Genomic DNA, 15713 nt, shown 5'->3' on the forward strand with positions numbered 1-15713 from the left:
TTACCTAAACTAGGTAACAGATGTCGTGACCATTTTTTTCCAAAAGTTTTTGAGTTTCAAAAGTTTCGGATTTTCTGGCGCCATCTCTTGTAAGGCAAGTAATACCTCTTTTGATCGTTCAATGTCCCGACGGTGCATTAAAATCTCTGCAAGTAACAATAAATTGTTAAAATTTTTCGGATCTCTGTATCTCAGTCTTTCTGCATAATCGGTTGCTAAAACAGAATCACGTTTTTGTTTATGGGCATAGGCAATGTAAAATAAAAAATCGGTATCACCGGGATTTAATTGTAAATACCGATTCGCGAGTACAATGGCTTTCTCATAGTCTTTTGATTTCATGTATAGTTTTGATAATTCTCTCAAACAATATAAATCATCTGGTTCTGATTCCAATGCAAGTTCCAATGCATAGATGGCATTGTTCCATTCTCCATCTCGGTAGGATTGAATTCCTTCACCCAACATTTTATAATATACATTATTTTTGGTAGATTCTTTGGCAGCGTATGCAACTTCTTCTAAAAATGAAATCCGCATCAAACTCAAATCGTCTGTGAGCTCACCAAATAACATAAGCACACGACAGATCTCAGCCAAATCACCACCTCCTTCCGTCACGTGCCGCAGGAAAACAGTTTCATCATCATTGATTTTTCGATTTCCACCCGAATGGCCCACAAACAAATCATCACGGCCATCTGATCCTAAAATCAAAACATCACCGGGTCTTAGCGGATAAATTTGGATGACCACCTCATCTCCACTCATCTCTGTAAATCCAATCTTTCGTAGGGAATGTTCGTTTTCTAAGAAACTTGCAACACCATCTCGATACAATACAATCCAAGGGTGTTCCGCATTGATGTAATACAAAGTTCCGGTTTCTTCGTCCACCAAACCCAAGATAGCCGATAATAACATATGTCCGTCAAAACTGATAAACACATTGTGAACTTCTTGGAAACATTCCTTTAACCAACGTTCGGGGTGACGGTCTTGCATGTACCTAAGTTTTTGCGTACGGGTGATGATAGATTTAAACACTGTACCCATCACCAATGCTCCCCCTGCCCCTTGGATGGATTTTCCCATGGCATCAGCGTTTAAAAAAACAGTATATTTTTTCCCCATCAAATAAATCGAATCGGAGACAGATAAATCTCCACCAATCTCCGATTGTTTGTTACGAAACTTAAATTGTTTCATTTGCCTTTCAAAAATTTTAACAGAAACGGTTTCTGATTTCGCAAAGGATCCTTTGAGAGGTCTTATCAAAAGGGATGTCAAAAAGTAATCACCATCTTGTTTCTCTTGCATTTTCTGCATTTCAGATAGTGTCTCATTTAATTCCCTAGTTCGTTGGTTCACCATCTCTTCCAAATGATTTTGGTGTTCTGCCAATTCTTCTTTCATTTCGACAAACACCCTTCCCATTTGTCCAATTTCATCACTACGATGTGTAGGAAGAGTTTCAGGTTTCCATTGGTCTAAATCCACCATGGCCGAAGTTAAAAGTTTGATTGCTTCCACCATATCTCGAGAAAATAAAAAGGAAATCAAAAAGATAACACCACATAACACTAACGAAGCGACCACAAAAAATGACCAAATTTTCCATGTTTTTGATTCCACTTCGTTTTCATCAATCATCACATGGAATACTAATTGTTTGATGGATTGGGAAGTTCCAAGATAAGGAATTTTGACTAAATAATATGGTTTATCTTGAAAATGAAATCGTTGTTCTTCGAGCAGTAAATTTGGATTTTCATTCATCACCATACGAACCATATCAGAACCAATGGTTTTCACTTTTCCTTCCTGGAAGATTGCCAAATGGATTCGATTGTCTTTGGAAATCGTTTTCGTAAAATTATCATCCACTACTTGGCCGATGAGAAGTGTCCCTCTTCCAAAAAGGGGAGCCGCTAATCGAAAGCCAAGTCCACTGTGCCCATCTTCTAAAGCAGCTGTTGCTTGCCCATTTAATGCATTTTGGATGATCGGTTGGTTTTTTTTATCATCGCCAAAGTCTTTTGGCCTGTGGACACGAAACACCACCTTTCCTTGGTTATCACCTAATTCAAAGATAGAAAGCCCATATCGTTTTAAAATCTCTTGTAAATACGGTAGTTCCTTTTGTAAAACTTGGCGGTCCCGAAGGCCTTTGTCTAATATTTCCCTGGTCCTTGCGTTAAAGGTAATTTCTTCTAATAATAATCTTAATTTTTCTTCTTTGAACTCTAATTCCCTTTGGAAATTCCGAGATAAGTCTTCTGCACGTTGGGTTTGTGGGATGTTTTTTACCGATTGTAAAAGATAGGCAAAACTGGTTGTGAGTGCAATCACAAGAAGAATTTGACTCACACTCAATATTAATAAGAATTTGTAACGTATGCTCATAGAAAACTACGTGCATCTTCGCAAATTTACGTTACAATCAAATGACATTCCTTTGAAGGAAATGTATCATATGGAATTTTTCTAATGAAACCAAATGCCACCTTATTTTTTCTGATTTTATTGGTTTTGGTTTTTTATTATACAATCGAAGCACTATTACACAAACGAACGTTAAAGAATTTTAAACATCGAATCCATGTGAATGGCACTCGAGGGAAATCCAGTGTCACTAGATTGATCCGAGCAGGATTATCTTCTGCTGGGTATTCCGTGTTTGCAAAAACAACAGGGACTTTAGCACGAATGATTTTTCCAGATGGTTCGGAAACTTCGATTTCACGTTTTGGAAAACCGTCTATCCTCGAACAAATCAAAATCTTACGAAAGGCAAAAGACGTTAAAGCCGATATCGTTGTTTTGGAATGTATGGCCCTAGAACCCAGATACCAATGGGCAAGTGAAGGACAAATTTTGTTTTCTGATATTGGAGTGATCACAAACATCCGAGAAGACCATTTGGAAGTAATGGGACCAGAACTCATCGATGTCGCTAGGACATTGTTATCTGCTACTCCAATCAAAGGAACACTTGTTGTTGGTCCAAATGAATTCCCAAATGAAATTTTACATGTTTGTAATGACAGAAATACAAAACCCGTATTCATAGAAGAAAAAGAAATCAACACAATCACCGATGAAGAAATACTAAAATTTCCGTATTGGGAACACAAAGAAAATGTCTGCTTAGCTCTCAAAGTTTGTGAACTATTGGGAGCCGACCGTAAAACTGCCTTGGAAGCAATGTGGAAAGTCACACCTGATCCAGGAGCACTTACCGTTTTACCCATCCATTTTTTTGGGAAGGAATTCATCTATGTGAATGCGATGGCTGCCAATGATCCAAGTAGTACAAAACTGATTTGGAATTCCATTACCAAACGATATGTTTCATTCCAGAAACGTTTCATATTATTTCACACGAGGGAAGACCGACCAGAGCGCACCAAACAACTGACAAAAGAGTTTGCCAACTGGGAAGGTTATGATGCAGTGATTCTCATTGGCTCTTCGACATCTCTAGCGTTCCAATACTTAAAAACATATTCACAAGTGGATGTGCCCATTTATGTTTGGGAACACATGAATTTGGATGTGATCTTTGAATCATTACTTTCCATCTTACCCAAACAAGCATTAGTGTTCGGTATTGGAAATATTGTAGGACTGGGAATGGATTTGTCTTTATATCTAAAAAATAGGTCAGAACAAACGTATGAATGATATTCTTCCACTATCCATTGGACTTAGTTTGGTGATCAGTTTGGTATTCTCCGAACTTTTTGGAATTTTAGGGACTGGGCTTGTTGTACCAGGATATTTGGCATTATCACTCAACCATCCTAAAAATATTGCCCTTACATTTCTCATTGCTTTTTTATCTTTTATCTGTGTGGAGATCCTTTCACATTTCCTAATGATTTTTGGAAAAAGAAAAATCGTCTTTATCTTGTTATTTGGTTATTTTTTTGGATATTTACTCAATTATCAAATATTGCCAGAAATTGAACTATCGTATCTTTCAGAAGTACGAGGGATTGGATTTATCATACCTGGTCTGATTGCGGTTTGGTATGAACGACAAGGTGTTTTGGAAACAACATCTGTCCTAATCCTCGCAGCCGTTTTTGTCAAAATCCTTTTGATTTTTTTATTGGGAAATGAGTTAGAAACCCTATGATGACAAAAATTTATTGGTCACCTTGGAAACATTCGCGAATTGCTTTGTTTTTACTCGCCGTACTTGGTGTATTGGGTTTACTCCTCATCGAATCCTGTAAGGTAAAAAAAGAACAATCATACTTCAAAAAAAAATTACATGCTGCAAAACTTGCAGAACGTGGATTTCAAATCTTAAAACCAGAATTATTAAAACACAAAAAACCTGATTATAAAGAATTTGATCCTTCCAACTCAGGACTTATCGGCGAATTTTTAACTCCTGTAACAAGCAATAGTGGCTCTTTGCCTGCTAAACAAACATCGATTAATCCTAATTTTGCCGCCGTTATGGTCCAATTTTTAAAGAAGGCAAAGGTTGAAGAAGGAGATACAGTTGCAGTAGCCATTTCTGGTTCCTTTCCAGCATTAAACATTTGTTTGTTTGCCGCAATCGATACATTAAAATTAAAACCAATCATTATCTCAAGTGCATCTGCCTCACAATTTGGTGCCAATCATCCACAGATGTTGTGGTTGGATATGGAAAAAGAATTGGAATCTTCCGGCATTTTTTCTTTTCGCTCCAGTTACGCATCTCTTGGTGGAATCCAAGACAAAGCAGCAGGAACATCAAAAGAAGGCAAAGAACTTTTGTTACGTGCCTTAAAGCGAAACAATGTCAAACTATTGGATCCAATCCACTTTGAAGACTCAATTGAAAAACGAATGAAGTATTATGATGAATTATCCCAAGGAAAACCGATCAAACTTTTTATCAACGTGGGAGGAGGGACAACAATCCTTGGAACAAGTCTTGGCAAACAGGTTTTCAAAAATGGACTGATCACCAATCTTCCCGAAGAAGTTCATATTCCAAATTCGGTCATCAAATCCTTTTTAGAACGAGAAACACCCGTGATCAATTTCATCCAAATTGAATCCCTGGCAAAACGTTATGGACTTCCCTTATCACCGAAAAAAATTCCGAAACCTGGAGAAGGAAAGGTTTTTTATTCAGAAGAATACAACCCCATCCTTTATCTTTCTGTTTTCCTTTTTTTACTCATCGGATTGTATGGTGTTACGAGGCTTGGTTGGGGTGAAAATGAAGAAGACCGCTACCTACCCAAAACCTTACGTTCCAGGTAACTCCAAATGGCAAAAATCATTGTATTAGCGATTTTACTGTTTTTATTACTCCGCTTTGTGAGTCGCATTTTAATCCTTCCGGCAAAAATTGCGGAAGAACTTGGTAAAAATCCGAGAGAAGATCTACGAAACCAACCTTACAGTCCCAAATCCAAAGAAAAAGACATCTCGGATCGGGGAAAAATTATCGAATGAACCTGAATTTCGAAAGAGGAATTTCCTAGGTTTGGACGAAACTTTAAGTAAGATGGAACAGAATTCGTCCAAGAAGTTTCTTTTATTGCCTTCCCTTGCTCACTTTTTACAGAATTCTCTGAAACAAATTCTTTTCGTATTACTTTTGTTATTTTTCATTCAATGTGGTGTTCCCAAGGGGGAATTTGGTTGGACCACAACGAAAATGGAAGAGATGGACATCTTAGAAAAACACATCCAAACCATCACCGATTATAAAATGATGCGTGATGACCTTATCTTTTCTCCAAGTGATACCATTCATTATGTATACCAATTTTCTAGAAATCCAGGCCTCGAAACTGATTTCCACATTTCACTCAATCGGTATGAATTGGACTTTGTAGAAATTGATATCAAAAAGAAACGTGTGGAGCCAGACACCCTTGCCATTCGAGATGAATTTTCCCTTTTACGCACTGGAGAATATTTGATTAAAATTGTATACGAAGGTGATACGGTGGATGAAGTGAAGTTTCGAGTTTTACCAGACGAAGGATATACACAAGAAAATTTAGAACAAGAATTAGCTGGTGATCAAACTGATGAAATCATCAAATACTCTCGTTAATCGGAGGTTGGATATCACCGGTTTCTAATATACGTTTGATCCTTTCCAATTCTTTTAAGGCAACACGCACCTCTGTTTCCCCGCCTTCTTTGATCACAAATTCATAATACTCTTGTGCTCTTTTAAAATCTCTATTTTCTTCTGCAAGCACACCCAATCGAAATAAGATTTTGATTAGAGGGATTTTGTTTCGTTTTGTTTCCAAAACACGGATCACCGCTTCTTGGTCTTCAATCTTTAAATCCATCAATCGATATTGGGACAATACATCATCAAGTGTGGTCACCATCAGGTCTTTTTTGAGAGTTTGTTTTTTCTCAATTAACTCCATTCTTTCTTTTTCAGCTAAGATAAGTTTCTCATCAATTTTTTTCCATTGCATGAGTGCGATGTTCAACTTGTTTTGTTCTAATTCATACTTCTTTAGTTTTTTATCTTTTTTACTAAGATAAAAATATGCAATGGATTCCATTTCAGGAACACCAGTATCTTCCACAAGAGCTGGATTCCAATCTTTACTGTTTTTATCCAACCAATACTCTAAGAAATTAGACCCTCTTTCTGGATCTCCAATTTTCTGATTAAAAAACACTCCAATTTCATAAGAAACTCGTGTTTTTTCAGGTGTATCTGCACTCAAACGAAAAAATGTTTCATAATAATTTCCGGCCAAAATATTTCGTTTTAAATCGGCATTAATCGTTGCTAAACGTAAATTTGCTTTGATGATTTTGTCTTTTTCTTCGTCCGTTGGATTTGGATTTTTTAAATACTCGTTTAATGCTTTTTCGTAAAAATCGGCAGCCTTTTCCTTTTTCCCATCTTGTCTGTATTGTTCGGCAATATCATTCAGAACATTTGGATTTTCATTCCAAATCCGATAAGCCCGCTCCAATATCAGTTCATAAGCAAAAAAATCAGTATTTCGTTTGTAATCAAAAAGTACATAAATTCCCTTTCCTGCCGTACCAAGTTTATTTACAATTTTTAATCTTTCTTTGTTATCATCTTCGAGTTTTTTAACAACATTGGCAAATGCATACAAATCATTTGATTCAATTTGTCTTCTTTTATTTAGATAAACCAAATACCTTTTGTTATAAGAATCTTCATAATCTGTTTTTGCTTTTTTTCTAACACCATCTAACCTAAGTACTTCGTCGTTCCATTGGTTTGCTTGCAGTTTCAAATCGGATAGTTTTTTCCCTTCTCGTATCCAATTACTTTCCTTGATATGGATGTCATCTTTTACTTTTTTATAGTTTTGTTCAGCTTGGATCCACTCTTTGTACAACCTCTCGTGTTCCTTGGCTGCGCTCTCATCATATCCAAGTACATCTTCTTTTTGCCACTCTCCGTTTCGATACCCTTCTTCTGTCATTTCTAAAGGATGGTAACGAAACGCGGCCAAATAATGCCGAAGTGCTGGGGCAAACTTTTCTGATTCAACATAGAGTTTAGCAAGTTTGGTATGAAGGTAATATAAAAGTGGGGAATCACGGACAATAAAGGTCTCTGTATGTTTGTGAGTGCTTTGCCAGAGTAATAAACGGATGTCATTCATCTCTGTTCGAGAATTGTAAACATTACCCTTTTCGCGGTCTTCCCAAATCCTTTTTTCTTCTATGAATTGGCTATAATAACGTTTGAGTAGTCCTTCCGCCTCACGGATCTTAGTTTCTAAATTTTTAGGACCAGTTTCACTGCCAGGATCCACCGGAAGATCGGCACCAGGAACCACTGGCACATCAGGAGCATTCGGATCCACAGGTTTTGGTTCATCACGCAGGGCAATTCCAGAATCTTCGTCAATGGTGATCCGTTTTTCAGTATCAAGGGATTTGACTTCGTCCATAGAAATCACTTGTAAGGGAGAAAGGTACAAACCCGAAAGTGGATTCCTACGGTCTTCCTCACCTGCATAGAGGGCCACCTGTACCAAACCAAACAGGAAAATAATGGTGAACTTGGATTTATGTTTTTTAGAGACCAGATTGACCAAGTTCTGTGACAACAAATTCCATTCCTTCCTACTCTGAATTATCGGCGAAATTTCAAAATTCCCAATACAAAAGGTGTTGTATTCTTAGGACAAATGGCGTTCACTAAAATTCAATCCTAAACGCATTCGGCAAAACACCATGTCCAAAAATATAGTCGAAAGGTATCTTGTTCTAAAAAATAAATACAGAAATTATGATACCAAGTATGCCCTGAAACGTATGCAAGCCTTTCGTTTGGCAACTCAAGAACTATCCAGAAAAGGTTATGAAGTAGCCCTCGAACTTTTGGGTTCCATCAATTTTGGAATTGTAGATCCCACTTCTGACGTAGATTGCATTTTATTATTAGAATGTGACCTTCACAAAGACCAAGGTACTTGTCCTTCTCACTGCAATAATTTAACTTTTGTTAAAACAGAAATCTCTAAGTATGTAACGAAACGATTGGCACCTGAATCATTTAACATTGATTATTTAGATGCAATCAATCTCAAATATGTAGAAGAAAAAATTCGAACCGAGTCTGTTTTGGGAGACGAAACTCTTTATTGTTTATTGTTTTATCGAAACATCGGAAGGCCTGTCAATCGCCCACTTTTCATTCCATTTTGTGACCAATTAGAAGAAAATCACGATTTTGTAAAAGAGATCATCCCCTGGGCTTCGGAGGCATTGGAAGGGTACTTAAACACCAACCAACATAGAATGTCTTTTAATAAATACAATGAACGGATCAGGGCAAGGGGTTTAAGTTTGCCAGAAGGCCTCCAACAAGAATTGCAGGCATATATGGAAGGTAAGTCATAAAGGAAAAATCCTAGTAGAAACAACTAACTTTATTGCTTAAAAAATTAGCATTTATTTCTCATTTTTTGATTGAATGCCTCAAGAGATTGAATTGGGTATTTTGATCCTTAGCATAAAATTTCTGTTTGCTGTTGGGTTAGCTCTTCCCATTCAGATTTGGATTTACTTTTGTGTTGCGAATATTCTCCTTTACTAGTTTTCGAAACTATGTAGACTATCGCCATGTTGGATACAGTTTCGTCGCCAAAAGGGAGTTTGTTTCCTTACCTTCTGACCAACTTTGTATTATTCATTTTTGTTTCCATAGCATTTACTTTTTATACTGCAAGCGAACGAAAGATTGATGCTGCTGAAGAAAACAGGCACCGTTCCCTTCAAATTGCAAATGAACTCCGCCAATCTTCAGACCAACTTACCAATTTGGTGCGATTGTATTCCATCCAAAAGGAAACTAAGTACAAACTCTACTTTGAAAGGATTTTAGAAATTCGAAATGGATTGAGAGCAAGGCCCAAAAATTATGATTATGCTTATTGGGATTTGGTGATTGCCGATGAACTGCCTCCACCTTCTGAAGATGGAGAAAAAATCAGCATCTATGATGCAATGAAACAAGCTGAATTTTTAGAATCCGATTATCATTTGTTATCCTTATCAAAAGAAAAATCGGATGACCTAACCAAAATTGAATTCGAGTCGATGGCTATGATCGAAAAGGAATTAAAAACTGGGAAAACCAATCCAAAGGCAATCCAAATTTTATTCGATGACCATTACCTCAAATGCAAAGCAGAGATTATGAAACCAATCAATGATTTGTACCACCAATTGGACGATAGAACGACCAAAGCAATTTTAGATGCCAAAGAAAAAGTATTTTTCCTGCGTAGCATTCTTATTTTTGCAGGAATCATTTTTGGATTTAGTTTGTATTTAACTCATCGATCACTGATCTCCATAATGGGTGGAAGTGTAGATGAAGTGTTTCGTCGGATTTCTCTATTAGGAGAAGGAAAATTCACGGGAGAAATTCATCCCACAAAAGATTCAACATCCATTCTGAGTAGTTTGAACACCACACAAAAAAGATTACAAGAATTATACGAAGAAAAGGAAATGGCGAGTCGAGCAAAATCCGAATTTTTGGCTTCCATGAGCCATGAAATTAGAACACCTTTAAACGGTGTGATTGGCATCACTCAGATTCTTTTTAAAACCAATTTAGATGAAGAACAAAAATCATACATAAAAACAATCGCAGATGCTGGTAAGGCACTCTTAAATATCTTAAATGATATATTAGATTTTTCTAAAATTGATGCGGGAAAACTAACAATTGAAACCCTTCCATTCCAATTACAAAATTTAGTAAAAGAAATATTTGATCTTTTTCACATTGAAGCGAGTACTAAAAATTTAGAGTTTACGTATACCATACATTCTGATGTGCCAGAGGAGATTCTCTCCGATCCAGGACGTATCCGCCAAATTTTATTCAATTTAATAGGAAATGCGATTAAATTTACAGAAACTGGATTTGTGAGTTTGAACATTTGCATAAAAGACAATTCCCTTTTATTTGAAATCAAGGATTCGGGGATTGGTATCTCCGCAAACAAACTCCCATCCTTATTCCAAAAATTTTCTCAGGTTGATACTTCCACCTCACGTAAGTATGGTGGAACAGGACTTGGTTTGGCAATTTCAGAACGATTGGTAAAACTACTTGGTGGAACCATTGGTGTCGAAAGTGTAGAGGGAGTGGGAAGTACATTTTGGTGCCTATTACCTTTCTCCATGCCCGAAACACAAAATAACAAAATCCATCAAAACTTGGATAAAAATCCGAATCTTACTCCCGAGTCTCCTAACCAAAACAGTCCAAACCAGGAAGGGATGTTTTCGGAAACCAAACCAAAAGAAGTCACCGACTCAATACCATTCGCGAACCAAAAATTTCTTGTCGTGGAAGATAATGTTTTAAACCAAAAGGTGATTGGTGGTTTGCTTAAAAAACAACACATCTCCTTTGATTTAGCAGAAAATGGAAAAGAGGCGTTAGAGTTGTTCCAAAAAAATCAATATGATTTGATTTTAATGGATTGTGAAATGCCAGTCATGGATGGGTTTGAAGCAACACTCAAAATCAGAGAATTGGAAATGTCCAAACAGAAAAAATCCATTATCATTGCAGTCACAGCTCATGTATTAAACGAACATAGAGAAAGGTGTTCGGAAGTGGGAATGGATGGATTTATCAGCAAACCATTTTACATCGAAGACTTATTCGATACATATAAAAAAATCTTAAAAAATCAAAGTTAACACAATTCACATTTCCGACACCAATACATCAATTAGATTTTATCTCTTTCGATTGGTTACGTGCTCCATTTTACCATCGCCATATGATTGCAAAACATTCGAGACAATCACTTGGTATCCTTCATACCATTTGTTGTAATTCGATTTAGCAGATTTATGATCTGAAAAAACTTTTAAGGCATCCAAACCTTTTTCAGTTTCGAAGTAATACACAACGGCGAGTATTCCTTTTTCCTCGTTTGCCCATTGGTCCCTTCCTAAATATTCAGGATGGTTAGTTACAAAAGTTTCAATAGAGTGATCTAAAGTTTCAAATTCCTGATCGGTAAATTTTTGTTTGAAAATGAACGTTGCAGAAATCATAATTTAAACAAAGATAATTCTTTGTTCAATTCGACAATCAGAGAATTTAATTCAGCCGATGATTTGGCTGTTTTTTCAGACATCATTGATAATTTTGCAGTGTCATTTGCCAAATGGTGGACCGATGTTCCCATCTCTTCATTGACTTTTTTTTGTTCTTCTGTTGCAAACGAAACAGATGAGGACCTGTTCACTATGTTTTCCGATTGTTTTCTAATTTCTTCCACTTCAGTGATTTGTTCTAAATTGGCTTGGTTCACTTTATCAATGTTATTGATAATCTCGATGACACTTTCCGATAAGTAACGAAATGTTTCACTCGCAGATTTTACAGAATCAACGGACATGTGTGTGGATATGGAAACTCGTTTGATGAGATCTGAAATTGTTTTAGTGGAGGAAGCGGTTCTTTCAGCTAATTTTCCTACTTCAGAAGCAACAACTGCAAATCCTCTCCCTGCATCACCCGCACGTGCCGCCTCAATGGATGCATTTAACGCAAGTAAGTTGACTTGTTCCGATATGTCTTTGATGATCTCTAAAATTTTTCCAATCTCAACTGCATTTTTGTCCACCTCTTCAATGGATTGGATTGCACTGGTGATGGATTTTCCACTTTTGATCACTTCGGTTTCTACCGAATCTGCCTTCGCCTTAGCATGAAGTGAAATTTCTTTTACGCTGGATGAAATCGTAAATAAATGTTCAATGGATTCATTGGTTGCTGCCGTTAATTTTTTTTGTTCCAAGGCATCCGTATAAATTCCATTGATCGAAGAACCATTTTCTTCTAATGCGGCGGCCACCTCTTCTAAAGAAGCTGCTTGTACCTGTGAATGTTCTGCAGACTCACTTGATAAACCTTCCAATGTTTTGGCTTCCATTTGGATTTTGGAAGAATGGTTGGTGATGGAAGTCAAAAGGCGATTGAGTTTCGTTTTTGCTTCTTCTAAATAAAGAGAGATCACACCAATTTCATTTCGAGTTTCATTGATTTTTACATCTGATCGCAAATCTCCTTCGGCAAAAGATTTCAAAATATTGGATACATCTCGAATGGTGGCCGATGTATTGCCTGTCAATTTCCACAGGACAATAAATAAAACGGAAATCATCACCAAAATGAAAAAACTAAGACCAATACAAATCAATTGCAATTGATTGGCATCAACGAAGTTACGAAATTGTGAATAGATATAAAAAGAAAACAAAAAGTATTCAATCACAAAGGTTGAAAAAATTGGAAATAGTAAATTGGCAAACAAACTGAGGGGTTTGAGTTTCAATTCATTGTATACATCATACATTTTTTTCTCAACATAGATGTAAAAAAAAGAAGAAATTGCCATCGCAAGTAAAACACCTAAAAATGAAAAAAACAAAACTTCCCCGTAGGATTTTACCAAACCATAATGGTAAGCAAGGAACATCGTGAGAATAGGTCCGCCTACATTGGTAGAGAGGATATTCAGTGCACCATTTTTAGAAAGGTTACGAATGAGTTGGAGTTCTTTTTCGGTATGAATGATCCCTTCGGGGCGGTTCATTTGTTTTTTAAACTCTTTGTGTTGGAAGAAAAATACAACTGTGTGTAACCCAATGATAGGAGGTGCTAAATAGAGTAAAATTCTCAAAATGGATTCAAAATTTGCCAATCCAAAGATCAGTAACATCCCTAAAAAAAATAGAAACGGATCCAAATTAGTGATGAGGGTATATGCTAAAAAAAATCCTTTTGGTTTTCGTTTGGAAACATGATCTTTTGGTTTCATAAGCAAGGGATTCTAAAAGCATTCCTTTTCTGTTGTCAAATGAATTTAATCATTTGATTCGAATTCCCTAATCTGATGAAAGGATTCGATACAAAGAACAACTTGTACCAAACCACTGTACAATCTGTTCATAGGTTGGACAATTGTTTGTCTCTCTTGGTGGTAAAAATACCCGATTGGATTGTTTGGGAATTGCTTTGGAGTGTGAAAAAGAAAAAAAGTTACGATTTTACGGATACAAATTTGGTTTTGATTTTACATTTTCCAAGTGACGGATGTCTTTTCCAGTATTGAGGCGTACAAGTTCTTCTGCCACATTCACCGCATAGTCACCTAATCTTTCTAAGGCGAGAATGATCCGGTAAACATCTGCAAATTCCTGTTTTTCCATATCAGGAACGGCTCTATACTTTTGGAAGGCTTGGTCACAAAGGTCGTTCAGTTCATCTTCTAAGGAATTTACGCTCCCCATAAACCGTTCTTTTTCTTCCACTAGGGATTCAATTGCCATACCAGCAAGGGTTGTGACTCGTGATAAAATCAACGTCATCGGTTCTTCATTTTTAAAAAGACCTTTACGAATGGTTTTATGACGGAAGACATCAGCACAGTTCACCACTTGGTCTCCCATTCGTTCCATATTCCTTGTGATCCGAATGGCTGAAAGTGCAAAACGCAACGGGTCTTTTTTCAAAACGATATCATTGTCCACATCTCCCATGCCTAATATGTTTCGGTTACTCACCGCTTCTAATATTGCATTTTGGGAAAGGTTATCATTTTCTTTTTCTAAATCATCGATGAGATCATCACGTTCGACAATTTTGAGTGCTTGTTCATAATCATCTGCTTCCAGTGCTTCACTGAGGAGGATCACTTGCTCCAAAACGAGTTCCGCCATGGAGTATAAATTTTTTCGTAAGTAATAAAATTTTGAGATGATCATTTTACTTTTTATCTATGTACCAAATCATCAAAAATGGAAAACACATTTGGTGGGACGAGATTCGCTTCCATCAATTGAATCAATGTTTTATCCATTCTGATTCGGTTTACCAAGGTTATACGGTTGCTAACTCCGTCATCTCTTCTACTGTGAGGATTTTTTCAATATCAATGAGGATGATAAAACGGTTATCTTTTTTACCAACACCTGTGATGTAACGAGAAGAAATCCCTTTGACCGACGGTGGAGGTGGGTCCACTTGGTTGGCAGGAAAATGTACCACATGTGACACTTTGTCCACAATGACTCCAATCGATTTGCCAGACACATTGATGACAATCGCACGATCAGAAGTCTCCGAAACATTTTTAATATTCAATCGTTTGGCAAGATCAATCATCCTAACAACTTTGCCACGGATGTCCATGATGCCCGCAAAATAACTTTTGGATTGTGGAACACGGATTAGGTTTGTGATTTTTACAATTTCTTCAACAATTGTGATGGGGATGGCATACTCTTCATCGCCCAAATTGAATATGATGTACTGTTCATGGATGAATTGGTTTGCTTGGGATGTTTCTTTTGCCATATCAATTTCTACTACTTACGTCTAAAAATAGACGTAACCATTGTAGAAAAAATATGAACCGAAACTGAGAAATGACAACACTTTTGTCATGAGGACGGAGCGTTTTCTCACAAGAAAATCAAGTAGGCCTGCGACCATCCCTAAGACCCCCAAACTGAGACCTAATACGACATAATCATAGTATACATAGTAGACCAAACAGCCAAATCCGACTCCGAGGCAGATATCTTGTAAATCACCCCAGACCCTTCGTTTGAAACGTGTCCAGAGCGATCCTCGCGCCTCTCTTGCCTCTCTCCTTTCCCTTCTCCAACGTTGGAACCTTGTCTCACGGACAATCCCAAAGATGGAATCATACCGTGTGGATGGGAAAAGTGCCGACTCCATTGGACCACGAGCACTTCGTTTTTTTTCTGAAACATCTGGTTGGAAGGGAGGGTAAATTTCATACGCTCCTCCCAAGGTAGCCAACATGTCTTTGTCAGGGAGGGAACTGAAATATTCGCGAAAAGGCCATATCTTACGAAAGACCGGATAGGCACGCCCAGAAGTGATGTCCTTCTCGGATTGTACGGTTCCGTTTTTCACGGTGGCGCCGTACATACGACCTTTCTCTTCTTTGATTTCGACAGATAAACGAACGAGTCGTTCGTGAAAATTAAACTCAGCCTCCAGGACATCCCCGAGAGGTGTTTCCATGGTAAATGCTCGGATGAAACCGGGTGTGCGGGGTTTCTGTTTCCTCCAGACTTGTTTCATAACAAATCTATCGGAGGAAACATTAAGTCACTGAAGAAAGATTATTTCTTCTTTTTGTGTCTGTTGG

General features: G+C 37.2%; 14 protein-coding genes. 7 read left to right on the plus strand and 7 right to left on the minus strand.

Features of this window, described 5'->3' with window-relative positions; translation table 11 throughout:
* Window positions 1-9 precede the first annotated feature (9 nt).
* Window positions 10-2406 carry a SpoIIE family protein phosphatase gene (locus tag EHQ62_RS10650; RefSeq protein ID WP_135642652.1) on the minus strand — a complete coding sequence of 799 codons (2397 nt, stop codon included), beginning with the start codon at window positions 2404-2406 and terminating at the stop codon, window positions 10-12.
* Window positions 2407-2490: 84 nt separating this feature from the next.
* Here EHQ62_RS10650 and pgsB point away from each other — a divergent pair, with 84 nt between their 5' ends.
* From pgsB to EHQ62_RS10675, 5 genes are read left to right on the plus strand one after another with little or no spacing between them, the layout of a single operon-like run.
* Window positions 2491-3687, plus strand: coding sequence for a poly-gamma-glutamate synthase PgsB (gene pgsB / locus EHQ62_RS10655; RefSeq protein WP_135642654.1), 1197 nt, complete (start codon window positions 2491-2493; stop codon window positions 3685-3687).
* Entirely contained in the window at window positions 3680-4144 is a 465-nt protein-coding gene (gene pgsC / locus EHQ62_RS10660; RefSeq protein WP_135642656.1) for a poly-gamma-glutamate biosynthesis protein PgsC, read from the plus strand. Before pgsB ends, pgsC begins: the two co-directional genes overlap by 8 nt.
* Window positions 4144-5274, plus strand: coding sequence for a poly-gamma-glutamate system protein (gene pgsW, locus EHQ62_RS10665; protein WP_135643722.1), 1131 nt, complete (start codon window positions 4144-4146; stop codon window positions 5272-5274). The genes pgsC and pgsW overlap by 1 nt, the downstream gene beginning before the upstream one ends.
* A gap of 6 nt (window positions 5275-5280) precedes the next feature.
* Window positions 5281-5469, plus strand: coding sequence for a hypothetical protein (locus EHQ62_RS10670; protein ID WP_135642658.1), 189 nt, complete (start codon window positions 5281-5283; stop codon window positions 5467-5469).
* A 52-nt stretch (window positions 5470-5521) separates the two neighbouring features.
* On the plus strand, window positions 5522-6079 hold the full coding sequence (locus EHQ62_RS10675; RefSeq protein WP_135642660.1) for an LIC_12238 family plasminogen-binding lipoprotein: 558 nt from the start codon (window positions 5522-5524) through the stop codon (window positions 6077-6079).
* Here the strand turns inward: EHQ62_RS10675 and EHQ62_RS10680 are convergent.
* Complete coding sequence (locus tag EHQ62_RS10680; protein ID WP_135642661.1) at window positions 6063-8096, minus strand: tetratricopeptide repeat protein; 2034 nt, start codon at window positions 8094-8096, stop codon at window positions 6063-6065. The two genes, EHQ62_RS10675 and EHQ62_RS10680, sit on opposite strands and share 17 nt — an antisense overlap.
* Before the next feature lie 124 nt (window positions 8097-8220).
* Between EHQ62_RS10680 and EHQ62_RS10685 the strand changes: the two genes are divergently transcribed.
* Both EHQ62_RS10685 and EHQ62_RS10690 read left to right on the plus strand, forming a co-directional pair.
* On the plus strand, window positions 8221-8889 hold the full coding sequence (locus tag EHQ62_RS10685; protein ID WP_015677048.1) for a hypothetical protein: 669 nt from the start codon (window positions 8221-8223) through the stop codon (window positions 8887-8889).
* 222 nt (window positions 8890-9111) lie between these two features.
* Window positions 9112-11214 carry an ATP-binding protein gene (locus tag EHQ62_RS10690; RefSeq protein ID WP_135642663.1) on the plus strand — a complete coding sequence of 701 codons (2103 nt, stop codon included), beginning with the start codon at window positions 9112-9114 and terminating at the stop codon, window positions 11212-11214.
* A 39-nt stretch (window positions 11215-11253) separates the two neighbouring features.
* Here EHQ62_RS10690 and EHQ62_RS10695 read toward each other — a convergent pair whose 3' ends face one another.
* The 5 genes from EHQ62_RS10695 to EHQ62_RS10715 all read right to left on the minus strand — a co-directional run bounded on the left by EHQ62_RS10695 (window position 11254) and on the right by EHQ62_RS10715 (window position 15586).
* On the minus strand, window positions 11254-11577 hold the full coding sequence (locus EHQ62_RS10695; RefSeq protein ID WP_135642665.1) for a hypothetical protein: 324 nt from the start codon (window positions 11575-11577) through the stop codon (window positions 11254-11256).
* Window positions 11574-13349 carry a methyl-accepting chemotaxis protein gene (locus EHQ62_RS10700; RefSeq protein WP_135642667.1) on the minus strand — a complete coding sequence of 592 codons (1776 nt, stop codon included), beginning with the start codon at window positions 13347-13349 and terminating at the stop codon, window positions 11574-11576. Before EHQ62_RS10700 ends, EHQ62_RS10695 begins: the two co-directional genes overlap by 4 nt.
* 229 nt (window positions 13350-13578) lie before the next feature.
* Window positions 13579-14292: a phosphate signaling complex PhoU family protein gene (locus tag EHQ62_RS10705; protein ID WP_208720687.1), complete on the minus strand. Its 714-nt coding sequence runs from the start codon at window positions 14290-14292 to the stop codon at window positions 13579-13581.
* Between the two features lie 118 nt (window positions 14293-14410).
* A complete protein-coding gene (locus tag EHQ62_RS10710) occupies window positions 14411-14887 on the minus strand; it encodes a chemotaxis protein CheW (protein WP_015676414.1) in 477 nt (158 codons plus the stop codon).
* A 21-nt stretch (window positions 14888-14908) separates the two neighbouring features.
* On the minus strand, window positions 14909-15586 hold the full coding sequence (locus EHQ62_RS10715) for a hypothetical protein (RefSeq protein WP_244241742.1): 678 nt from the start codon (window positions 15584-15586) through the stop codon (window positions 14909-14911).
* Between the last annotated feature and the right edge of the window lie 127 nt (window positions 15587-15713).

This window comes from Leptospira jelokensis, from assembly GCF_004769635.1.
GTDB classification, from domain to species: Bacteria; Spirochaetota; Leptospiria; order Leptospirales; family Leptospiraceae; genus Leptospira_A; species Leptospira_A jelokensis.